General features: G+C 73.3%; 17 protein-coding genes. 8 read left to right on the top strand and 9 right to left on the bottom strand.

The annotated features are described in order from the left end of the window. The first annotated feature begins 433 nt into the window (after window positions 1-433). The 3 genes from OHA91_RS06790 to OHA91_RS06780 all read left to right on the top strand — a co-directional run bounded on the left by OHA91_RS06790 (window position 434) and on the right by OHA91_RS06780 (window position 4,134). Entirely contained in the window at window positions 434-1,327 is an 894-nt protein-coding gene (locus OHA91_RS06790; protein WP_031146833.1) for a LysR family transcriptional regulator, read from the top strand. 187 nt (window positions 1,328-1,514) lie between these two features. Continuing rightward, window positions 1,515-2,753, top strand: a complete 1,239-nt coding sequence (locus tag OHA91_RS06785) for an Ig domain-containing protein (protein ID WP_328738828.1) — start codon at window positions 1,515-1,517, stop codon at window positions 2,751-2,753. A 160-nt stretch (window positions 2,754-2,913) separates the two neighbouring features. Continuing rightward, window positions 2,914-4,134, top strand: coding sequence for a cytochrome P450 family protein (locus OHA91_RS06780; RefSeq protein WP_328741095.1), 1,221 nt, complete (start codon window positions 2,914-2,916; stop codon window positions 4,132-4,134). A 48-nt stretch (window positions 4,135-4,182) separates the two neighbouring features. Here OHA91_RS06780 and OHA91_RS06775 read toward each other — a convergent pair whose 3' ends face one another. The 7 genes from OHA91_RS06775 to OHA91_RS06745 form a co-directional block, all read right to left on the bottom strand. Further along, complete coding sequence (locus OHA91_RS06775; protein ID WP_328738827.1) at window positions 4,183-5,361, bottom strand: serine hydrolase domain-containing protein; 1,179 nt, start codon at window positions 5,359-5,361, stop codon at window positions 4,183-4,185. 167 nt (window positions 5,362-5,528) lie between these two features. Next, window positions 5,529-7,118 carry a molybdopterin-dependent oxidoreductase gene (locus OHA91_RS06770; RefSeq protein ID WP_328738826.1) on the bottom strand — a complete coding sequence of 530 codons (1,590 nt, stop codon included), beginning with the start codon at window positions 7,116-7,118 and terminating at the stop codon, window positions 5,529-5,531. 61 nt (window positions 7,119-7,179) lie between these two features. Further along, the gene (locus OHA91_RS06765; RefSeq protein WP_328738825.1) at window positions 7,180-8,367 is read right to left on the bottom strand and encodes an oxygenase MpaB family protein; all 1,188 of its coding nucleotides are present in this window, start codon (window positions 8,365-8,367) and stop codon (window positions 7,180-7,182) included. Window positions 8,368-8,430: 63 nt separating this feature from the next. After that, window positions 8,431-9,465: a polyprenyl synthetase family protein gene (locus OHA91_RS06760; protein WP_031146845.1), complete on the bottom strand. Its 1,035-nt coding sequence runs from the start codon at window positions 9,463-9,465 to the stop codon at window positions 8,431-8,433. Beyond that, window positions 9,458-9,805 (bottom strand): hypothetical protein, encoded by a 348-nt coding sequence (locus OHA91_RS06755; protein WP_266493877.1) that lies wholly within the window; start codon window positions 9,803-9,805, stop codon window positions 9,458-9,460. The genes OHA91_RS06760 and OHA91_RS06755 overlap by 8 nt, the downstream gene beginning before the upstream one ends. A 233-nt stretch (window positions 9,806-10,038) precedes the next feature. After that, entirely contained in the window at window positions 10,039-12,354 is a 2,316-nt protein-coding gene (locus OHA91_RS06750; RefSeq protein ID WP_328738824.1) for an alpha-N-acetylglucosaminidase, read from the bottom strand. A gap of 15 nt (window positions 12,355-12,369) precedes the next feature. Continuing rightward, window positions 12,370-14,058, bottom strand: a complete 1,689-nt coding sequence (locus OHA91_RS06745; protein ID WP_245240001.1) for a ricin-type beta-trefoil lectin domain protein — start codon at window positions 14,056-14,058, stop codon at window positions 12,370-12,372. A 155-nt stretch (window positions 14,059-14,213) separates the two neighbouring features. Between OHA91_RS06745 and OHA91_RS06740 the strand changes: the two genes are divergently transcribed. After that, window positions 14,214-14,855 carry a TetR/AcrR family transcriptional regulator gene (locus tag OHA91_RS06740; protein ID WP_266493884.1) on the top strand — a complete coding sequence of 214 codons (642 nt, stop codon included), beginning with the start codon at window positions 14,214-14,216 and terminating at the stop codon, window positions 14,853-14,855. Between the two features lie 14 nt (window positions 14,856-14,869). Further along, window positions 14,870-15,811 (top strand): serine/threonine dehydratase, encoded by a 942-nt coding sequence (locus OHA91_RS06735; RefSeq protein WP_328738823.1) that lies wholly within the window; start codon window positions 14,870-14,872, stop codon window positions 15,809-15,811. Window positions 15,812-15,844: 33 nt separating this feature from the next. Here the strand turns inward: OHA91_RS06735 and OHA91_RS06730 are convergent, their stop codons facing one another. Beyond that, window positions 15,845-16,318, bottom strand: coding sequence for a universal stress protein (locus OHA91_RS06730; protein WP_328738821.1), 474 nt, complete (start codon window positions 16,316-16,318; stop codon window positions 15,845-15,847). Window positions 16,319-16,508: 190 nt separating this feature from the next. On the opposite strand from OHA91_RS06730, the gene OHA91_RS06725 reads away from it, so the two are divergent. Next, the gene (locus OHA91_RS06725) at window positions 16,509-16,874 is read left to right on the top strand and encodes a hypothetical protein (protein WP_031146861.1); all 366 of its coding nucleotides are present in this window, start codon (window positions 16,509-16,511) and stop codon (window positions 16,872-16,874) included. A gap of 5 nt (window positions 16,875-16,879) precedes the next feature. Here OHA91_RS06725 and OHA91_RS06720 read toward each other — a convergent pair whose 3' ends face one another. Continuing rightward, the gene (locus OHA91_RS06720; RefSeq protein ID WP_051892682.1) at window positions 16,880-17,935 is read right to left on the bottom strand and encodes an AraC family transcriptional regulator; all 1,056 of its coding nucleotides are present in this window, start codon (window positions 17,933-17,935) and stop codon (window positions 16,880-16,882) included. A gap of 268 nt (window positions 17,936-18,203) precedes the next feature. Between OHA91_RS06720 and OHA91_RS06715 the strand changes: the two genes are divergently transcribed. Both OHA91_RS06715 and OHA91_RS06710 read left to right on the top strand, forming a co-directional pair. Continuing rightward, the gene (locus tag OHA91_RS06715) at window positions 18,204-19,592 is read left to right on the top strand and encodes a serine hydrolase domain-containing protein (RefSeq protein WP_328738820.1); all 1,389 of its coding nucleotides are present in this window, start codon (window positions 18,204-18,206) and stop codon (window positions 19,590-19,592) included. A gap of 467 nt (window positions 19,593-20,059) precedes the next feature. Next, window positions 20,060-21,397 (top strand): ABC transporter substrate-binding protein, encoded by a 1,338-nt coding sequence (locus tag OHA91_RS06710; RefSeq protein WP_328738819.1) that lies wholly within the window; start codon window positions 20,060-20,062, stop codon window positions 21,395-21,397. Window positions 21,398-21,423 lie beyond the last annotated feature (26 nt).

Genomic DNA, 21,423 nt, shown 5'->3' with positions numbered 1-21,423 from the left:
ACGCAAGGCAGGGCGGAAGAACGGGAGGACGGGCGAGCCGGCGGACGGCGGGCGGGCGGAGAGCGGCGCAGCCGGGAGGCGCGGCGGGCTTGAACGGTGGTCAAACACCCGGACGCCGCGTTGCATCGTGCGGGGGGCGCTGTGCACTGTCAACAGCCGTGCGGAGGAGGGCGCTTCGCATTATCGGTACCCCGGGCACACCCGGCGCGGCCCGTGGGCGGCCCCACCGGCCGCCCTCGCCGAGCCTTTGACCTGCGGCGATCCCGGCCGGCCCGGGCCGGGCCGGCCGCGCGGGCCGGCGTACGGCGGCGCCGCGGGCATGCCGCACCGGTATGCCTGGGGGCCGACCGGGCATGAACGTCACGCCGGTCGCGGGAAGTTGTTCACCGGACGAGCCCTTACAGGTACGGCCCCGCGCGGTTACCGTCCGGTCATGACCCCCACCCTCGCCCAGCTCCGGTATCTCGTCGCCGTCGCGGACTGCCGGTCCATCACCGGCGCCGCGGCCTCGGTCTTCGTCGCCCAATCCGCCCTGTCCCGGGCCGTCCAGGCCATGGAACGGGACCTGGGGGTCGAACTCCTCGCCCGCCGGGGAAGGGGGGTGGACCTCACACCGGAGGGGGCCCGGGTCGTCCGGTTGGCCCGCACCGTGCTCAACGCGGTGGAGGCCATCGACGACATCGGGATCTCGCACGGCAAGGACACCAGGGCGGTGCTCACCCTCGTCAGCACCCCCACCCTGGCGCTGGACCTGGCCGCCGACCTGATCGTCGCCTTCACCGAGCGCCACCCGAACGTCGACGTGCGGCTCCAGCAGCACAGCAGCCGGGAAGCGCTGGTCGAGGCACTGACCCAGGGGCGGTCGGAGCTGGCCCTGGTCGACCTGCCCGTCGACAAGGAGCTCTCCACCCACTTCATCCAGGAACGCGAGGTGGTGCTGATCTCCCCGGTCGGCTCCCGGCTGCCCGACCCGGTGCCGTTCCGCATGCTCGACGGACTGCCGATGGTGCTGCCCACCCCCGGCACCGGCCGGCGTACGGAGATGGAGGCCATGTTCAGCTGCCTGGGGGTGCGGCCCGTGCCCTCCCTAGAAGTCGACGAACGCCTCGCCTGGGTGACGGGTGTGACGGACGGCCGCGGCTCCCTCATCTGGTACCGGGACGTGGTGTTGAGGGCGTTCGGGAGTCGGGCGGAGATCCGCTCCTTCACCCCGCCCCTGCTGCGCCCGGTGGGCATCGCCCACGCCCGGCGGCCGCTGAGCCGCGCCGCCCGCGCGTTCATCGCGCAGGCCGGGCACAAGGCCCCGGTCCGCGAGCCCGTGCGCTGACGGGACGTGCGCTGACCGAACGTGGCCCGACCGGACGTGTCCCGACCGAACACGCCTTGTCCGTACCTGCCCCGACCGGACATGCCCCGACGGAAACGCGCCACATGCACCCGTGGCATTGAACGATGCTCGAACGGGAGGAGGTTGGGCCTGGCGCCGGCGCCGTTCGTCCCCTCACATGGTGCACATGTCCCCACTCCTGACAGCTCCCCGGGCCGCCGCCCTCGCGACCGCGGCCCTCGCCACGATCCTGCCCGCGGCCGCCTGGATGACCAGTGCCACCGCCTCCCCGGCCCCCTCCGACACCGCGGTGGCGGCCGCGGCCCCGTCCCTGGCGCCGGAGAAGAAGTGCACCCTGCCCGGCGGACTGGCCGAGCTCAGCGGCATCGCCATGAGCCGCAGGCACCCCGGCGTCTTCTACGCCGTCAACGACAGCGGCAACACGAACCAGGTGTTCGCCGTCGACTGCAGCACCCCGACCGGCCGGCTTGCGGCCACCCTCACCGTCTCCGGCGCCGCCAACACCGACTGGGAGGGCCTGGCGCTCGGCAAGGACGCCGCCGGCGGCCCGGCGATCCTGGTCGGCGACATCGGGGACAACCTCAGCGGGCGCGCCGAGATCACCGTCCACGCCTTCCCCGAGCCGGAGCGGCTCGCCGACGCCACCGTCACGCCGGTGACCCACCGCTTCGCCTACGCCGACGGCAGGCACGACGCCGAGTCCCTGCTCGCCGACCCGGTGACCGGCCGGATGTACGTGGCGAGCAAACTCATCGGAGCCACCGGCCGGCTGTACCGGGCCCCGCTGCCGCCGCTTCCCGGGCAGGTCAACACCCTCACGGCGGTCGGTCCCGCCCCGGTGTTCGCCACCGACGGCGCCTACTCCCCGTCGGGGGCCTCCTACGTCCTGCGCAGCGGCGGGCCGCTGGGCGCCAACACGGCCTCCGTCTACGACACGGCCGGGGTCAAGCTCGCGGACGTCGCCCTCCCGGCCCAGTCGCAGGGCGAGACGGTCACGTACGCGGACTGCGCCAACCTGCTCGTCGGGTCGGAGGACGACACCCAGATCTGGCGGGTGCCGCTGCCGCCGGATGCCGCGCCGGGCTGCGGATCCACCCCGACGCCCACACCCACGCCCACCCCGACCCCCACGCCCACCCCCGGCGACCTGAGGCTCGCCGATCCCGGGCCGCAGGCGTGCAAGTTCAACCAGCCCTGCACCATCCAGCTCACCACCACCGGCGGGAAGCCCCCCGTCCGGTACGCCGCCACCGGCCTGCCCTGGGGGCTGACCCTCGACAGCGCCTCCGGGCGGATCACCGGCCGGCCCTGGGGCGGCGGCACGGTCCGGATCACCGCCACCGCGACCGACTCCACCGGAGCCACCGCGGGCGCGGCCTTCCCCCTCACCCTCACCTGGTTCTGAGACGGGCCGGGGCGCGGGCTTGTCCAACCACCCGGCGGAGCAGCACTGTTGACCGAGTTCCGTCCACCAGGTCAGGAGAACCGGCTTGTCGTCGCACACCGCACCCGTCCCGCACACCGCACCCGTCCCGCAGACCCCGCCAGGCCCGGACACCCCGTACGTGATCGACCCCGCCGGCGGCTGCCCCCACGCCCTCAACGCCCGGCTGCGCGCCGAGCACGGCGCGGTCGCGCAGGTCGTGCTCCCCGGCGGGGTGCCCGGAGCGGTCGTCCTGGGACACGACGCGCTGAAGGAGTTCCTCGCCCACCCCGAAGTGGCCAAGGACGCCCGGCACTTCACCGCCCTCCACGACGGCAGCATCCCCCGCGACTGGCCCCTGCGGGCCTTCGCCAACGCCCAGGGCATGCACACCGCCGACGAGGACGACCACCGCCGGCTGCGCGCCCTGGTCGGCCGGGCCTTCACGGCCCGCCAGGTGGAACGCCTGCGCCCGCGCGTCGAGGAACTCACCGCCGAGCTCCTCGACGACCTGGACCGGGCCGCGGCCGCATCCCCCGACGGGGTCGCCGACCTGCGCGAACACTTCGCGCTCCCGCTCCCGATGAGCGTCATCTGCGAGCTGCTCGGCGTGAACCCCGAGCACCGGGGACGCCTGCACCACCTGTCCAACAAGGTGCTCGTCGCGACCGACACCACCCCGGCCGAGGCGATGGCCGCCGTACGGGAGCTCGTCGAGCTCATGGGCACGATCGCCGCGACCCGCCGGGCGGAGCCGGGCGAGGACCTCACCAGCGCCCTGATCGCCGCCCGCGAGGACGACGGCGACCGGCTCAGCGAGGCCGAACTCATCGGCAGCATGCGGCTGATGCTCGTCGCGGGCCACGAGACCACCCTCAACCTCATCAGCAACGCCGTGCGCGCCCTGTGCACGCACCGCGACCAGCTCTCCCTCGTCCTGGAGGCCAAGGCGACCTGGTCGGACGTCGTGGACGAGACGCTGCGCTGGGACGGCCCCGTCAGCTGGTTCCCCTTCCGCTACCCCACCCGCGACCTGACCGTCGGCGGCACCGTCGTCCCCCAGGGCACCCCGGTCCTCGCCGGCTACACCGCGGCCGGCCGCGACGAGGACTTCCACGGCCCGGACGCCGACCGCTTCGACATCACCCGCCCCACCGCCGCCCGCAGCCTCTCCTTCGGGCACGGCGCGCACTACTGCGTCGGCGCCCCGCTCGCCCGCCTGGAGGCCACCACCGCCCTGGAGCGGCTGTTCACCCGCTTCCCCGACCTCGACCTCGCCGGCCCCGAGGCCGAACTCCCGCACCAGCGCAGCTTCATCGGCAACAGCGTCGAGGCGCTGCCGGTCCGCCTGCACCGCCGCTGACCCCCGCTGCCCGCCGGGACCGGGTCCCGCGGTCAGCAGGTCAGCAGGTCAGCCCAGGGTGACGGGGCGCTCCGGGGCCAGGTGGGCGGCGATCGCCTGGAGCACGTTCGAGCTGGCGTTCTGGACGGTGCTGCCGAGGCCCTGGGTCGCCACCGTCGCGATGGCGAGCTTCCGCGACGGCAGGTAGGCGACCGTACCGGCGTAGCCCGCGAGGGAGGGGTTCTGGAGGATCCAGGTGTTCTCCACGGGGAGCCCCAGGGCGAACCAGGCGTTCCCCTTGACCTTGACCACGGGCGTGAGCTGGAGCTCGTGCGACTCGGGGGTCAGCAGCCTCCCCTCGCCGATGGCCGCGAAGGACTTCGCCATGTCCTCCAGCGTCGAGGTCATCACCGCCCCCTCCGCCACCGTCCACGAGGGGTCCCAGTAGGTGGAGTCCTCGAACACGCCCCGCTCGTTGTCGAAGCCGTGCAGCACCGGCGCGGGGATCTCGGCCCTGGACGAGATGGCGGTGTGCGTCAGGCCCATCGGTTCCAGGACGTTCTCCCGCATCACGTCCCCCAGGGGCCTCTGCTCCACCCTGGCGATGACGTCGCCCAGGAGCACCCAGTTGGCGTGCGAGTAGGCGAAGCCCGAACCGGGCGGCCGGGCCATGGGCCTGGACATCGCGATCCGTACCAGCTCCTCGCCGGTCCAGTGCCGGAAGGGGTTCTTGTAGAGGGCGGCGATGAAGGCCTTGTCCGTGACGTAGTCCGCGTACCCGGAGGAGGCGGACGCCAGCATCCTCAGCGTGATCTCGGCCGCGTGCGGGAGGTCCGGGCGCCAGCGGGAGAGCTTGTCGTCGAGCGTGACCCTGCCCTCGTCGACCAGCTTGAGCAGCTCGGTCGTCATCAGCGGGATCGCGACGGACCCGATGCGGAACCGCATGTCCGTCGTCGCGGGGAAGCCCGTCATCGTCTCCCCGGCCGCGGCGGTCGAGACCCGCTCGCCGTCCACCCACACCCCGGCCATCGCCGCGGTGAGCCTGTACGTCTTCAGCGCCTCCGTGACCTGCTGCGCGACGAACTCCTCCGTGTCGTCCGGCAGGCAGGTGCCTCCCCGGGAGACCCGGCCCTCCGGGCACTGCGCGGCGGCGCTCTCGGCGCGGTCGGCGGTCCAGCCGCCCGCCAGTGAAGCGCCCAGCAGGAGACTGCCCAGACAGGCGGCTGTGAAGGTCCGGTAGCGCCGCACGGCGTGCCTCCCATTGCGGGTTCGAAGGCGAAGGTCCCCCAAGCGATCGCAGGCCTCGTCCCGGCAGGCTAACCGGCGGCCCCACCCGTCGCATGCGGGAGCCGTTCCACGGGTGACGCGGCCGACCGGCGCCTCCCGGCCGGTCCGACAGGCGCAGGAGCGGGGGATCAGCCCGGGGCCCGGACGCGGACGTCCACCGCGTGCCATCCGGTCGCCCCGTCCGGCACGGTTCCGCCGCGGACCCCGGTCTGGACGGCGCCCGTCCCGTCCGTCGCCCGGACCTCCAGCGTGTGCAGCCCGGCCGTCGCCTCCCACGGCCACACCCACTGCCGCCACGTGTCCACGCCGTCCGCCGCCCCGAGCCTCGCCTCCTGCCAGGGGCCGCCGTCCACCCGTACCTCGACCCGCCGGATCCCCCGGTGCTGCGCCCAGGCCACCCCCGCCACCGCCACCCGGCCCGGTCGCAGGGCCGCGTACGGGCGCGGGGTGTCGATCCTCGACTGGGTCTTCACGGGGGCCTGCTGCGCCCAGGACCTGCGCACCCAGTACGCGTCGTACGCGGCGAAGGTGGTCAGCCGCAGCTCGCTCAGCCATTTGCAGGCGGAGACGTACCCGTACAGGCCCGGTACGACCATCCGGACGGGGAAGCCGTGCGCGAAGGGCAGCGGCTCGCCGTTCATCCCCACGGCCAGCAGCGCCGCCCGGCCGTCCATGACCGTCTCGACGGGCGTGCCCAGTGTCATTCCGTCGACGGAACGGGCCACGAGCTGGTCGGCCGGGCCGCCGCGGGAGGGGGGCCGCACCCCGGCTTCGCGGAGCAGGTCCGCGAGGCGCACGCCGAGCCATCGGGCGTTGCCCGCGTACGGACCCCCGACCTCGTTCGACACGCAGGTGAGGGTGATGTCGTGCTCGACCAGGGGGCGGGCCAGCAGCTCCCGAAGGTCGAGGGTGAGGGGACGCGAGACCCCCTCGCCGTGGATGCGCAGCCGCCAGGTGTCGGCGTCCACGCGGGGCACGACCAGCGCGGTGTCCACCCGGTAGAAGTCCGGGGCGGGGGTGAGGAAGGGGCCGAGGCCAGGCACCCGCAGGTCCGCGCCGGCCGGCACCGGCGGTGCGGGCACGGCGGGCCGCGGGAGGACGAGGCGGGCCCTGGAGGCGGTCGCCCCGGCGGAGCCGTGGGCGCCCAGGCGCCGCCCGGCGAGACCGGCCGCGGAAGACACCGCCAAGACGCCGACGACCAGCCGGCCGAAGCCGCGCCGGTCCATCGCCCAGGCGCCGCCGGTCGGGGCCCCCGCCGGCCGGGGCCGCGCGGCCGCGGTGACCAGCAGCCACAGCACACCGGCCGCCGCCAGTCCGCCGGCGAGCGAGGGCAGCGCGTCCTGCCAGGCGGCTTCCGGCCGGCTGAGCGCGGCCGCAGCCCCCAGCAGCCCGAAACCGCCCGCGACCGCGATCCCGGCGGGCAGGCTGCGTACCGCGAGCAGCCCGGCCGCGGCCGCGACCGCGGCGAGGACGGCGACGATGCCGAGCGTCAGCACCGCCTTGTCGGCGGTGCCGAACAGGGCGATGGCCCACTCCCTGACTGCCGTGGGCGTCAGGTCGACGGCGGCCCCGCCGACTGCGGTCACCGGGGAGGCCTCGGGCCGGACCGCCGCCGCGACCAGCTCCGCCACCGCGAGGCCGGCGAACGCGGCGACGACGCCGCAGGCGGTGCCCACCGCTCGCCGCGGCCTCCCGGAACCGCCTCGGTCTGCCCTCACACCGCCAGTCTGCCCCGGGCCCCGGCGCGGCGCGTCGTCGCCACGGGGGAGCGGAGGGACGTCAGTGCACGGGCGCCGGCGGCACCCAGCGCCCGGTGCGCGGCGCCTTCACCCCGTAGTCGCCCTTCAGCTCCGCGGGGATGGCGTGGTGCATGACCCGGCCCCGGGTCAGGGAGGCCAGCTCGAAGCCGGAGAGCAGCGAGCCGGCCTTGTCGAGCGCCCACTCCGCGTACGGGCTGCTGTCCTCGATGGTCTCCAGCAGCCCGAGGAACACCGGCACCGCCTTGGCCGCCGTGTCCCAGGCGGTGCGCGGGATCTCCAGCCAGTCGCCGATGGTGTCGCCGACGAGGAACCGGACGGTGGCGGGGACCATCGGGTCGAAGAAGGTGCCCGGGACCACGTCCTCGTACATGCGCATCAGCTGGGCGTTGAGGCGGACCCCCTCGGGCGACGGGCCGAGGTTGCGCAGGAGGTAGAGGTCGCAGTAGTCGCGGGCCTCGGTGAGGGTCTCCGGCACCGTCGACATGTCGCAGCCGAGCATGGCGCCCACGACCCGCCAGGCGTAGAAGTAGGCCTCGGCGCCGTCCTCGCTCATGTGGATGCCGAGCCGGTGCATGGCGTCGAGGACCAGCAGCGAGAAGCAGATCTGCCCCCCGATCATGTCCTCCTGGCAGATGGGCACCCCGTCCTTCTCGACGTCCCAGTGGCCGCCGTGGCGCAGGTGGTGGCGGACCGCCGCGTGCAGCAGCCGCACCTTCTGTGCGGCGGGGATGAACTTGCTGCCCTCCGCGAAGGAGTTGGTCTGCATGAGGTAGGTGACGAACTGCCCGGTGTTGGCCATCCGGCGCGAGGGGTACGCCATCGAGTGCGTCGAGGCCAGCAGCCGGGAGAGCCGGGGGACGGCGTAGGTCGCGGGCATGGCCGCGAAGGACAGGCCGGTGTTGATGTGGGCCGCGTTGTCCATGAAGAACAGCCTGGCCTGCTCCATCACGTCCCAGTCCACCCAGCTCGGGGGCATGGCGGTCGCCTCGAAGTAGGCGCGCGCGGAATTCGGGAGCTGCTCGGGGAGCTTGTCGCCGGCGGTGGTGAAGAACCGCATGAGGGTGTTGAGGTCGCCGACCTCCTCGCGGCGGAACATCTCGGCGACGGTCTCGTCGGCGAGCGGATCGCCCTGGGTGCTCAGGGCGTCGAGGGCGGCGTGGTCGTAACGGGGGCGCGCCGGGGCGGTCTTGGTTGCGTTGGCGTTCACGTCGGTCGTCCTTGTCGTCTTCTTCGGGTGCGGGGCGGCAGGCGGGGCTTGTTCGCCGATCGGCTACAGGGAGCGGTCGGCGGCGGTCGCGGCCAGCCCCTTCAGCGCGGACCGGGCCTCCGCAGGCATCGGGGCGAGGTCCAGCGCGGCCTCGGCCCGGCCGATGCGCTCGCGGATCATGTCCTCCACCCGCTGTCTGGCCCCGCACCGCTCCATCAGCTCGCGCACCGACGAGGCCTCTTCCTCGCACAGCTCGGGGTTGCCGACCAGCTTCGCGAGCAGCCGGCGGTCGTCGGGTCCGGCCGCCGCCACGGTCAGGGCGAGCAGGGCCGTGGGTTTGGCGTCCCGCAGGTCGTCCAGGTTCGACTTGCCGGTCCGTGCCGGGTCGCCGAACGTCCCCAGCAGGTCGTCGCGCAGCTGGAAGGCCTCGCCGAGCGGGAGGCCGTAGCCCGAGAAGGCGTCCAGCAGGGCGCCGGAGCCGCCGCCGAGGGTGGCGCCGAGGTGCAGGGGCCGCTCCACCGTGTACTTGGCCGTCTTGAAGCGGGCGACCTCCAGGGACTCCGCCACCAGCGGTTCCCGGTCCGCTCTCGCCTCGGTGCGCAGCACCTCCAGGAACTCGCCCGCCATCGTCTCGCGGAGCAGCGTGGACCAGAGGGGGACGGTCCGGGCCAGGTACGCGCCGGGCAGCCCGCAGGAGGTGAAGACGTGCCCGGCGTACCCCATCAGCAGGTCGCCGAGGATCATCGCGAGGGCGGTGGAGCGCTGCCCGTTGGCGGCGAAGGCGGCGTGCGCGGTGAGCTGCCCGTGCCGCATCCGGCTGTCGTCGATGATGTCGTCGTGGGTGCAGGCGGCCGCGTGGACGAGCTCCATGGCGGCCGCGGCCCGGATCACCCCTTCGCAGTCCGGCTGGCCCGCCGCCCGCCACCCCCAGTACAGGAACGCGGCCCGGATGCGCTTGCCCTGCGCCAGTGAACGGCGTAACTGCTCCGAAAGCGGCGTGAGTTCGGCGTGCAGCCCGAGCAGGGCCCGCTCCTCGTCGTCGGCCAGCCGGACGAGCACCTCGTCGATGCGCTCCTTGAAGCCGGTGTGGTCATGCACAGGGGCGGCCCTCGGAGGTGGTCCGCTCCGCGGCGCGCCGGGCCATGGTCTCCAGGTAGTTCTCGTCGCCCATGCCCGCCCTGCGGGTGGCCAGTTCGCCGCGCTTGCGCAGCTCCACCACCCCGTCGGTGAGCAGTTCGCGCAGGTCGGCGCGGCGCAGCGCGTCCTGCGCGCGGTCGGCGGTCTGCCGCAGCTGGTCGAGGGCCAGGTCGGCCACCCCTGCGGCGAGCAGCGTCAGCAGTTCCAGGGACGCGGCGGCGGAGCCGGCGCCCGCGGGCCGCTCCTGCTGCTGTTGCTGTTCCCGCCGGTAGGCGGACTGGTCGTGTTCGGTCTGGGACATGCTCGGGTGCACTCCTGCTCGCGTCGCGCTTCGTGGCATCGGAAGGGGCGGCCACCGGATCGCTCCGGCGGCCGCCCCTGGTCTTCTCCGGGCCAGTCAATCGAGTGCCGTCCCCGCGCGGCGAACCGCAGCCCGCGATCTCCCCCGCACGAGCGCCGACTTTCCTCCTGGCGGGTGATCATCCGGGCATCGGGCGGTCGCAGCCGCTGCAGCTGGTGTAGGCCGCGTCCTGGTCAGCCGGTGGCCGCCGCCGGGGGGAGGGCCGCCGCGACGGCGACGGCCAGCCGGTACGGGTCCCCGTTCGGCCGGTCCGGGTGCCGGGTGGTCCGCCCGGCCCACTCCTCCTCGAAGGCGTGCCAGTCGATCTCCCGCGGTGCGGCCTTGGCGACCAGTGCCTCGTCCAGCGTCGCGAAGTAGGCCGCCCAGCGCGGGGCGTACAATTCCGAGATCAGGCCGCTCCATTCGCGGTTCGCGTAGTCGTGCAGGAACCCGCCCTCGCTGGTGCTGCGCCGGCCCCACACGCTCAGCAGGGAGCGGGCGTCGTACTCGTACCGGTCCTGCTCGGCCCGGTCGGCGCCCCAGGAGCGGGCCCGGGAGAGCCACGTCCCGAGGAGGAGGTTCGGGTCGGATCCGGTCACCTGGTCCAACAGCCGCATCCCATCCTGCCATTCGGCCGTCAGCACGCGGAAGCGGGTCAGGTCCTCGGCCTCGTAGGCCGCCTTGATCTTCGGCAGCAGTACCCGCGAGTGGTTGGCGAGGGCCTGCCGGGCGGTGTCCACGAGGTCGAAGCGGTAGGCGCTGGATCCGCGCAGCGCCGGATCCACCCTCAGGAGGTGGTCCAGCGCCCGGCGCACCGAACCGGCGGGATAGCGCATCGACTTGGGGCTCCAGTACGCCGCCCCCGTCGAGGACAGGCTCGGCCGGGCGCTGAACAGGCTGTCCTGCGACTCCGACCACAGCCCCGAGGAGGTGCTGTACGGGCCCTTGCGGAGCTCCTCCCAGGCGGCGGCGGCCTCGGCGTCGGGCCGGCCGTAGCGGCGGGCCGCGAAACCGGCGAACCACGCGCGCTGGTCGACCGGCCCGGGATCCCAGGCGAGGTCGGTGAAGAGGTCGAAGGCCGCCGGGTTGGTCCCGGTGGCCTCCGGCAGGTAGGCGATGCCCGTCAGCGCGCTGTTGCTCTTGGCGCGCCAGGGACCGAAGCGCTCCAGCCACACCGAGGTGTTGGCGCCGATCGTGGTGTGTCCGCCGAAGTTGTAGATGGTGCCCATCGCATACGGGGCGCCGCCCCAGCGCTGCTCGCGGTCCAGCCGGTTGTAGCGGTCGGACAGCCCGTCCAGGATCAGCAGCTTCGAGGTGTCCACCCCGGCCAGCAGCTCCGCGGTCGGATCGTCCTGCCAGCCCAGTACGGCCCACAGCGCACCGGGGTGGGCTGCGTGCAGGGCGTCCTGGATGGCGCCCGCCGCCGCGCCGACGTCGACGGAGCCGGTCTGGCCGCCCTCGTGCAGCGGGCTCATCCGGTACATCGCGCTGTCCCCGAACACCGCGCGCTGTTGCGCGTAGTAGGCGGCGGCCAGCTTCGCGAAGACCGGCGAGGAGGGATCCAGCCAGTCCGGGCGGTCGAAGCCCGCCCAGTCGCCCTGCGCGACCGTGGCCGCCCCGGCGTTGCGGGCGGCGAAGCCGGGCGGCACGGTGCCGAAGTAGCCGGGCAGCACCGGCGTCATGCCGAGCCCGCGCAACTGCTCCGCGATCCGGCCGCCGAGCTCCGCGCGTTCGCGCATCAGCCGCTCGGAGACGGGGCCGCCGAAGCCGCTCAGGTTCTGCAGCAGCCACCAGCTCTGGTGGCCGGGGCCGGGGACCCACTGGCGCAGCTCCTCGGCGGAGTACCCGAACCCCTGGAGCGCCCGGTAGTACGGGTACTCCGCCCCGGCCTGCACGAACACCTCGTTGATGCCGTGCAGGGCGAGCAGGTCGATCTGCCGCTGGTGCTCTTCGAAGGTGCGGTACGGGCCCGAGTACCCGTCGTCGGTGTCGTTGAGGGCGTACCGGTGCGGGACCTGTGCGGCGCGGGTGACCGCTGACGGTACGGCCGGCAGCCGGGCGGGCAGCATGCCGATGCTCTCGCCGGGCCAGCCGATGTCGGCCCCGGCGACGTGCTGGAGGTACCAGCCGACGCCCGTGAGCAGGGTGGCTCCGGTGCTGCCGCGCACGGTGATCGCCCCGGCGGTCCCGGACACGGTGAAGGTGTCGGGTCCGGCGGCCGGGTCGGGCACCAGGGTGAACTGCCGTGCGTGCCGCGGGAGCAGCCGCTGCAGGGCGGCCCGGGCGGGGGCGGTGTCGAAGGTCGCGGCCCGCCGCGCCTGCGCGGGCGCACCGGCCCGTACCGCGGGCCGCGGGTCCGCCCGTACGTCGGCACGTGCGGGCACCCCCGCGCAGATCACGGCCAGCAGCGCCGCGGGGAGCGCGGCGAGGGCGACCGGGCGGGTGGCGGGCAGCCGGCGTCCGCGTCGTGGCATCGGGTCCGGCTGCGGTTTCGGGTTCGCGTTGCTCATGCCTTCGCCCGGGCCTCAGACCGGCAGGGACCAGGCCTGGTCGACCCGGTGGTCGCCGCAGGGGGTCAGCCGCAGCCGCTCGGCGGGGGCGTCGGGCGTGGCGGCCGCGGCGGGCGCGGTCAGGCACAGGCCGCTGACCTCCTCGACCAGGGCTCCGTCCCGGCGGTGGGACCAGCTCTGGCCGGGCTGCCCGCTGCCCCGCGGCGCGCAGTCGGCCAGCTCCACGGAGCCGTTCTCGCCCGCCGACAGGCATTCGCCGGCGAGCCGCAGGCGGGCGTCGTCGTCCAGGAACCACCGCTGGTCGGGGGCTCCGGTGCAGGCCGCCATCACGACCGCGCCGACACCGCTGGTGTTCGCCCCGTCCGCGCAGCGGGCGCCGTCACCGACGATCTGCCCGGTCGGCACGGCCTCGGCGCAGCCGCGCGGGCTGAGCCGCCACACGGCGGTGTCGTGGCCGGCCAGCTTGCCGGTCAGCGCGTCGGAGACCTCGGAGCGCGCACCGCTCCACAGGTCCTGGGCGTCGGCCGTGCACTCGGTCAGGCCGATCTCGTCGAGCGGGACCCGGATGTCACGGGTGTTCGCCGAGCGGTTGAGCACGGCCACCGCCCGGTCGCCGTTCGCGAGGGGACGGACCAGGATCTCGAAGGTGGCGTTGGAGGAGACCACGGAGCCCTGACGGCCCATCGGGTCCTGGTCCAGCGCGATCATCCGGGTGTTGCCGAGGGCGGCGAGCCCCGCCGGGGTCAGCTTCGAGACCTCGGAGGACAGGATGAAGGGGGCCGCCATCATGGCCCAGAGGGCGACCTGGCTGCGGCTCTCGGCGGCCGTGAGGCCGGGGGCGCCCGCGAGCAGGAAGTCGGGGTCGTTCCAGTTGCCGGGGCCGGCATAGCGGCCGAGCCAGCGGTTGTATCCGTAATTGCCCAGGACCGAACTCCACCGGGAGGTGGCGGGCGCGGCCGGGTTGTAGACCTTGATGTCCTTGCCCTCGCGCCACAGCTGGCCGGTCTCGCCGACCCAGCCGAGCACCCGGTGCCAGTCGGAGCCGCCCCACTCGCCCTGCTGGAAGTAGGCGGGCGCGGAGGCGGACAGGACCATGTCCCGGCCGCTCTCGCGCAGGGCTTTCGCGACGGCGTTGTAGGCGTCCCGGTAGGCCTGCTCCTTCGTGCGGCCCTCCGGCACCCACAGGTTGCAGCCGTCCATCTTGACGTAGTCCACCTTCCAGGAGGCGAACTGCCGTGCGTCCCGGGCGTAGTGGTCGGCCCCGCCGCCCTGGGGGGCCCCGCTCCCCGGGTACTTCTCGCAGGTGAGGGAGCCGGCGTCCTGGTAGATGCCGAACTTCAGGCCCTTGGCGTGCAGGTACTCGCCGAGCCAGGCCATGCCGTGCGGGAACCTGGCGGTGTCGACCACCAGGTTCCCCTGCGCGTCGCGGCTCTTGGTCATCCAGCAGTCGTCGACGGTCACCGTGTCGTAGCCCTTGGCCGCGAGCCCCGTCGAGACGAGCGCGTCGGCGTTGGCGACCACCTTGGCCTCGTCGATGTCGCACATGTAGTGCGCCCAGTTGTTCCAGCCCATGGGAGGGGTGAGCGCGAGCGGGGTGTCCGAGGTCGCCCGGGGCTCCGCCGCCACCGGGGCGGGGGAGAGCGCGAGGGCGAACAGGGCGGCCGCGGTCAGACAGGGGAGCGTTGCGCGCAGGCGAGGCGGCACTGGGTCTCCTTGACGTGGGGGCAGTCGTGGGCCCAGTGCACCGAGGCGACTACTCAGTGTCAACGCAAGTCGCTGTTTGTCGGCTGATGACCAGCAATATGGCTGCAATTGATGTCACACGAAAGAGACGATACAACGTATGATACGTTGTATCTATGCCGAGGAGATCCGACGCCCTGGACCGTGCGACACGCGAGGCCATCGCCGTGGCCGCCCTGCGGATCCTCGACGAGGAGGGGCCGCAGCGCCTCAGCTTCCGCACCCTCGCCGACCGCCTCGACGTCTCCCACGCCACCGTCCAGCGCCGCTGCACGGACCTCGCCGGACTGCTCGACCTGTGCACCGAGCACCTGGCCGCCCAGCTCCCCGAGATCCCCGCCGGCACCGACTGGGCGCAGGCCACCGAGCAGCGGTTCCGCGCGCTGTACCTGCTGCTCACCGCCCACCCCGGACTGCTCGTGCTGCGCGGCGGCCGGCCCTGGCTCGGCCGGCAGCTGCTGGCCCGGCTGGTCGAGCCGGCCCTCGCCGACAGCGTCGCCGCCGGCATGACCGTCACCGAGGCGATCACCGCATACCGCCGCATGTACCTGCTCACCCTGGGCAGCGCGGCCTTCGTGGACCACCGGGATCCGGCCGCGGTCACCTCCGCCTCGCGCGCCGCCCTGGCCGCGCTCGATCCCGAGGAGTTCCCCGTGCTCTCCGGCGGACTGCCCGACGTACTGCCCGCCCTGACGGACCACGAGGTGTACTACGGCGCCCTGCGCCAGCTGATCGAGGCCGTCCGGCCCGCCACCTGATGGGGAGACCGACCATGGAACGTCCGCAGCAGCTCGACTACGCCGCCGTGCGCGCCGCCGCCGCGCGGATCGACGGCGGGGTACGGCCCGTCACGGTCGCGCCCGCGGCCGACGGCGTCTGGTACGCGCTGGAGTACCTCCAGCACACCGGCAGCTTCAAGGCGCGCGGCGCCCGCAACTTCCTCGCCGCCCACCACGACGCCGGCACCCTCCCGGCCGCCGGCGTCACCATCGCCTCCGGCGGCAACGCCGGCCTGGCCTGTGCCTGGGCGGCCAGCGCCCTGACCGTGCCCGCGACGGTCTTCCTGCCCGCCAACGCCCCGCGCGTGAAGGTGGAACGGCTGCGCGGCTACGGGGCCGACGTCCGGCTCGTCGGCGACCGGTACGCCGAAGCGCTCGCCGCCTGTCAGGAGTTCGCCGCCGAGAGCGGGGCGCTGAGCAGCCACGCGTACGACCATCCGCTCATCGCGGCCGGCGCCGGGACCCTGCTCGACGAGATCCGCGGCGCCCTGCCCGGGCTGGACACCGTGGTCGTCGCGGTGGGCGGCGGCGGACTGTTCGCGGGGGTGGCCACCGCCGCGCGCGAACACGGCGTACACGTCGTCGCGGCCGAACCGGAGAACTGCCGGTCCCTGAACGCGGCCCTGGAGGCGGGCCGGCCCGTCGACGTCGCCGTGGACTCCGTGGCGGCCGACTCCCTGGGAGCCACCCGCGTCTCGGCCGACGCGCTGGCGGCCGCGCAGGAGAAGAACGTGACGTCCGTCCTGGTCCCCGACGAGGCGATCACCGCGGCCCGGCGCGCCGTCTGGGAGGAGCACCGGATCGTGGTCGAGGCCGGCGCGGCCACCGCCCTGGCGGCCCTGCGCGAAGCTCCGGAGCCGCTGGGGGAGCGGGTCGCCGTCATCCTGTGCGGGGCCAACACGGACCCGCGGGACCTGACGGAACCGGTGGCCTGAGTCCGTCGGCCCCGAGTCCCGGCCCGGGGGCGGTCAGGCCTCGCCGTCGTCCTCGCTCTCGCGGACGACCACCACCGTGCCGGCGGAGTACTGCACGACCTGCTGGCTCACCGATCCCAGCAACGCGCCCTTGAAACCGCCGTACCCGCGGGTCCCGACCACCGTCAGGTCCGCCTCCTTCGAGGCGTCGACCAGGACCTGCGCCGGCGAGCCCTGCTCGACGCGGCGGAAGACCGGTACGCCGGGGGAGGCGCCGACGGCCGCGGTGACCGTGTCCGCCAGTTTCCGGCGGGCCGTCTCCTCGGCCGTCTCCGCCTCCTCTTCGGCGAACTGGGCCTCCGCCATGCCGATGGCGAAGGGATTGCGGTTCCACTCCCAGGCCATGACCGCGTGCACCCGGCCGCCGACCAGCCGGGCCTGCTCCACGGCCCAGCGCACGGCCTCCTTGGAATGGTGGGAACCGTCCACGCCGACGACGATCAGAGGCTCGATGGTGGGCTCGTTCACGGTGGGTTCCTCTCGTTCCGCCCGGAAGGTCGATCTTCTCCCTGTATACACGCAACGCCGGGCCTACCTCGAACGACGATCGTTGCGGCGGGTGACGACTTTCGAGGACAGCCCGCGGACCGCGTCCCTTGCGAGGGTGTGAGCGTCCAGGCGATCGCCGCCGGACGCGAAGCGACTTGGAGGAACGGGCGTGGCTCAGCGCAAGGGTTGTCTGATCGGCTGCGGCGTGGCGCTGGTGCTGGGCATCGGTGTCGTCGCCGCGGTGGTCTTCGGCATGGGCAAGCTCGTCGACGTGGCCGACAGGAGCATGGTCGACCCCGCGGTCTACGAGGGCGTGAAGACCGGCGACGCGGAGAGCGACGTCCGCGCGAAGCTCCCGTCGGGCGAGAGCTTCGTCAAGAGCGCCCTCAAGGAGGGCGGACCGGTCGAGCCCGACGGCAGCACCTGCGCCTGGTACATCTCCACCGGCGACGCCGATATGGGCAAGGAGACGGTGCTCCGCTTCTGCTTCAAGGACGGCAAGCTCGCGGAGAAGACCAAGTACCCGATGAAGTAGGCGCGTCAGCCGCCGGGGGCGGCGGGCGCCGCGGGCACGGCCGCGTTGCGGATGTCGCGGGGCGCCCGCCCGTCCCAGCGCCGCACCGCCCGGCGCAGCGCGCGCATGTCGCTGTACCCGACCCGGGCCGCGATCACCTGCAGCGGCAGATCGGTGCTGCGCAGCAACTCCATCGTCCGCTCCTGGCGCACGGATTCGACCTCCTCGCGCCAGGTCGTGCCGAGCTCCCGCAGCCGCCGTTGCAGCGTGCGCGGGCTCATCGCCAGCCGTCCCGCCACGTGCTCCAGGTTCACGGCGTCCTCCCGGAAGGCGCCGGCGAGAACCATCCGGAAGCTGTCCTGCCAGAGCATGACCGGCTGGGCGGCCGCCAGGGTCAGCCGGGCCTGCTGCGCCAGGAGGCGGTCCAGCCCCGGCTGCGCCTTGGGCAGCGGCACGCGTACGTCGTCGTCGTGGAAGGTGATCGAGTTGTACGGCGCCCCGAAGTCGATGCGGGCGGTGCCGAAGAACTCCGCCAGCCGGCGGTATCCGCCGGGCGCCCGGTGCGTGACGGAGACGCGCAGCGGCGCGAGGGCCCGCCCGGTGGCGGCCCGCGCCCGGGTCAGGAACATGGCCAGCGCGAACCAGTCGATCGCCTCCACCACGTCCGGCCCCCAACTGCCCGTCGCGTGGCGGATGGTGAAGCTGCGTCCGTCCTCCTCGACGAGGAGCTTCTCGTGCGCCGGGTCGCCGATGACGGCGTTGTACTCCACCACCTGCTTCAGGGACTCGCGCAGGCTGGGCCCGCTGGTGACCAGGTAGTCCCACAGCCCGAACGTGCCGATCGGCGCCTCGTCGGTGAGCAGGGCGCCGACCGCCGTTCCGGGCTCGGTGAGCGTCAGCTCCTCCCACACGGCCAGCGCCGACGGGGTCGAGACCCGGGCCAGTTCGTTGCCCAGCACCTCGGGGCCGAGGTCGTGGAACCGGGCGAACCTGCCCGTGTCCCCGCCCGACCGGCGCAGGGCGTCGACGATGAACCGCGCGAGGTGCACGGATATGGTGCCGTGGGCGTGGTGAGGCTGCATAGGGCGGGTGACGCTACCAGCGGCTCGTGCGAACTTCCCCTTGCGACACGCAGCTTGGCGTCCGGACGTCCCCGCGCGGCGCGAAACGCGCGCTCCCGGCCCGCCGCGGTTCCCCGGTGGCGCCGGGGGTTCCCTCGCTGACGCGTGCAGGTCCTTATGGACGCCCGAGGGACCTGCCTACGGTGGCGGCGATCACGGGGACGCGGATCGCCGACCGCCTGCGCACGCGCTGTGATCCGTACGAGACCACCGAGTCGAAGGATCCGACGTGACGTTCTCACCTGCCTACTGGCAGAGCCGCCTCGACGCGTTGCGCGCCGCCCACCACGTTCCCGGCGCCACCCTCGCGGTGTTCGTCGACGGACGGATCCACGAACTGGCGAGCGGCCTGCTGCACCGCGGAACAGGCGTGGAGGCCACCACCGACTCGGTGTTCCAGCTCGGCTCGATGGCCAAGATCTACACCGCCACGCTGGTCATGCAGCTCGTCGACGGCGGCCGCCTGGACCTGGACACGCCCGTCGCAGAGATCCTCCCGGAGTTCACCCCGGCCGCCGCCCCCGGGGCGGACAAGGAGATCACCGTACGCCGGCTGCTCAGCCACACCGCCGGTCTCACCTGCGACTTCACCTACGACAGCGGGCGCGGTGACGACTGCCTTGCCGTGTACGTGCGGGCCGCCCGGAACGTGGCGCTCGACTGCCCGCCCGGCACCGCCGTCTCCTACAGCAGCGTCGGCTACAACGTCCTCGGCCGCATCGTCGAGGTCCTCACCGGACGCACCTGGGACCAGGCCCTGAAGGAGCGGATCGTCGCCCCCCTGGGCCTGACCCACACCATGACCCTGCCCGAGGAGGCGCTGGCCTTCCGTACGGCGATGGGCCACCTCCCGGGCGAGGGCCCGGAGCCCGAACCGGCGCCGGCCTGGGACATGATGCCCCGTTCGGCCGGACCGTACGGCCGGGTCCTGGCGAGCGCCGCCGACGTGCTGCGCCTGGCCAAGATGCACCTCGACGGCGGCGCCACCGCCGACGGCACCCAGGTCCTGGGCGCCCGCGCCGTCGCGGCCATGCAGCGGTGGGAGGTCGACGTCCCCGACCGGTGGACGGTCAGCGCGGACGGATGGGGGCTGGGCTGGTCCCTCTACGACTGGAACGGAGTCCCCGGCTACGGGCACGACGGCGCCTCCATTGGCCAGAACGCCTACCTGCGCGTCATCCCCGGCGCCGACGTCGTCGTCGTCCTGCTCACCAACGGCGGCGGCGCACGCCGCCTCTACGCCGACCTGTTCCGCGAACTCCTCGCGGACCTCGCCGAAGTCCGCCTGCCGCCGCCCTTCGCACCGCCCGCGCACCCGCCGACCGTCGACATGACCCCGCTGCTCGGCACCTACCGGCGCGAGGGCGTCGTCATCACGGTCGGCGTCGCCCCCGACGGGACCCCGCAGCTGCGCTACGAGTTCGCCGACGGCATGCGGGACTTCTCGCCGCCGCTGGAGATGGACCTCGTCCCGCTCAGCGCGACGGTCTTCGCCGCGGCCGGCGCCGGCCCCTCCTTCAGCGAGGACTGGATGCCCGTCGTCTTCGCCGCCCTCGTCGACGGCACCCCCTGCTGCTACATCGGCATGCGCTGCGCCCCCAGGACGACCGCCGACTAGGCGGCACGGCGGAGGGCGGCGAGCGGGACGGCGATCCCCGCGGCGGCGCGAACCGGACCTCGGAGGCGAAGGGCCGCAGCTCCTCGACGAGTTCGGCGGCGGCGCCGTCCTCCCCCGCACGCCGCAGCCATGCGACGCACAACAGCGCGGTATTGGGGGTCGCGGGTGGAAGTAAAGCGCATTAGTGCGAGCCCGGGGGAAAGCAGCGACAAAGAGTCAACATTGCCATGCGCGGCGCTTCGTTATCGAATCGATACCGGGATCTCCGATCTTTGTACTAAAGCGCATTAGTCCAGCTCGGGAGTGTGGGGTCGCAGCCCTTCCGGCCCCGCTCCGTCCCGCCCCGGGATTCGGTACCCGTCGTCATCGGCCAGCGTCAACTCGGCCTCATTGACGAGGTCTTGCTTTCCCGCGACCGTGGGCACCGCCTCCGGCGACGAGGCCGGACTTCTGCGAAGGCGGCGACGATGACCCGTTCGAACCCGACCCGTACGGCTGTTGCCGCACTGGTGGCAGGCGCCCTCCTCTCGGCCACCGCGTGCGGTCTCGGCGGCGCCGGCACCGGGGATGCCGAGGAGGCGGAGAGAACGGGCAGGGTGGCCGGTGAGATCACCTTCCGGACCCTCCAGTTGAAGCCCACCTTCACCGGCTACGTACAGGCCGTCATCGACGCCTTCGAAAAGGAGCACCCCGAAGTGGAGGTCAAGTGGGAGGACGTGCCGGGCGACGGCTACAACGAGAAGCTCGTCGCGGACGCGCAGGCCGGCGCCCTCCCGGACGTGGTCAACCTCTCCACCGACTCCTTCCAGCTCCTCGGCGACCGGGGCATGCTCGCCGACGTCGCGAAACTCGACGGGGACTCGGCCAAGGAGTACGTGCCGGGCGCCTGGGAGCAGTTCAAACTGCCCGGAAGGGGCGACAGCGTCTACGCCTACCCCTGGTACGTGACCCCGGAGATCCTCACCTACAACAGGGAGCTCTTCGAGAGGTCCGGGCTGGACCCGGCCGCACCGCCCACCAGCGTGGAGCAGTTCTTCGACTACGCCGAACAGATCGCCGCCCGGTCCGGCGGCCAGTACTCGGCCTTCATGGCCGACCCCAAGGGGCGGCTGCCCGGCGACTGGCAGAAGATGGGCGTGCCCCTCCTCAGCCCCCAGAAGGACCGGTTCACCTTCGACACCGACAAGGCCGTCGAATGGGTGGAACGTATGAAGGACCTGTACGCCAAGGGCGCGATGCCCAAGGAGTCCCTGCTCAAGTCGGACGACATCAACCAGCTCTACGGCGGCGGCAAACTCGTCTTCGGCCCGGGCTCCCCGGGATTCGTCAAGGACATCAAGCAGAACGCCCCTCAGGTCTACGCCAAGACGCAGGTCGCGGGAGCCGTCACCGGCCGGCTCGGCCACATCGGCATCTACGCCCAGTCGCTCGGCATCCGGAAGGACACCAAGCACCCCGACGCGGCAGCCGAGTTCGCGAAATGGGTCACCAACGGACCCAACCAGGTGGAGTTCTCGAGGAAGGCCACCATCTATCCCTCCAACGCCCAGGGTCTCGCCGACCCGTTCTTCGCCGACCGGGGCGACGGCAAGGACGCCGAGACCCTCGCCCGGGCGGTCGGCGCCGAGCAGCTGAAGACCGCCGCCCTCGACGCCAACACCCCAGTCCAGTGGACCAACCAGGTGGGGGACGCCGTCGTACGCGAGGTACAGAAGGCCATCACGGGTGAGCAGGACGCCCGGACGGCGGTGAAGAAGGCCGAGGAAGCGGCGAACAGGCTCCTCGCCGACGCGGCCCGCACGTGACGGCCCTCGGCACCCGCCCGCCCGCG

The sequence above is a fragment of the Streptomyces erythrochromogenes genome, assembly GCF_036170895.1.
Classification (GTDB): Bacteria; Actinomycetota; Actinomycetes; order Streptomycetales; family Streptomycetaceae; genus Streptomyces; species Streptomyces erythrochromogenes.
This window is presented reverse-complemented; position numbering and strand designations above follow the sequence as displayed.

Excerpts from the sequence above, each read along its gene's own strand:
- OHA91_RS06750 (WP_328738824.1), bottom strand. The coding sequence starts at position 12,354 with ATGAGCAACGCGAACCCGAAACCGCAGCCGGACCCGATGCCACGACGC.
- OHA91_RS06755 (WP_266493877.1), bottom strand. The coding sequence starts at position 9,805 with ATGTCCCAGACCGAACACGACCAGTCCGCCTACCGGCGGGAACAGCAA.
- OHA91_RS06785 (WP_328738828.1), top strand. The coding sequence starts at position 1,515 with ATGTCCCCACTCCTGACAGCTCCCCGGGCCGCCGCCCTCGCGACCGCG.
- OHA91_RS06710 (WP_328738819.1), top strand. The coding sequence starts at position 20,060 with ATGACCCGTTCGAACCCGACCCGTACGGCTGTTGCCGCACTGGTGGCA.
- OHA91_RS06720 (WP_051892682.1), bottom strand. The coding sequence starts at position 17,935 with ATGCAGCCTCACCACGCCCACGGCACCATATCCGTGCACCTCGCGCGG.
- OHA91_RS06790 (WP_031146833.1), top strand. The coding sequence starts at position 434 with ATGACCCCCACCCTCGCCCAGCTCCGGTATCTCGTCGCCGTCGCGGAC.
- OHA91_RS06740 (WP_266493884.1), top strand. The coding sequence starts at position 14,214 with ATGCCGAGGAGATCCGACGCCCTGGACCGTGCGACACGCGAGGCCATC.
- OHA91_RS06735 (WP_328738823.1), top strand. The coding sequence starts at position 14,870 with ATGGAACGTCCGCAGCAGCTCGACTACGCCGCCGTGCGCGCCGCCGCC.